Annotated in this window: 1 pseudogene; it reads right to left on the reverse strand. The window is 40.8% G+C overall.

Annotation, left to right across the window (positions count from 1 at the left end):
- Positions 1–316, reverse strand: a pseudogene (locus tag AB4585_RS27180) (hypothetical protein); the annotation flags it as partial.
- Positions 317–336 lie beyond the last annotated feature (20 nt).

The following is a 336-nucleotide window of genomic DNA, read 5'->3' on the forward strand; positions in this document are numbered from 1 at the left end:
GGACTACACTCACTAGGTTGGGAGTTTCTGGAAGGTTATTGTCGCCACTTGGAACAGACTCCGCAGTTAGAGTGCCGTTTCTAAACACTAAGTTGGCTATAGTGTTTTGATAGATGTTTTTGCCATTCACAGCAGCTGTGATGCTGATGCCTATATCAATGACATAATCATTGCTTAGCTTAAATCCACCTCGCAAAGTTGATAGGGTGTGGCTATCAGCAATTCTGATATTGGACACGTCAATTTCTTCTGCATAAGACACACTGGCAGGTAAAAAAAATAACCCAAATGCAACTACCAATTTATTACCTATCATAGTTACTCCTAATAGTCGCC

It is taken from the genome of Vibrio sp. 10N.222.49.C9, assembly GCF_041474985.1.
Lineage (GTDB): Bacteria > Pseudomonadota > Gammaproteobacteria > Enterobacterales > Vibrionaceae > Vibrio > Vibrio crassostreae_C.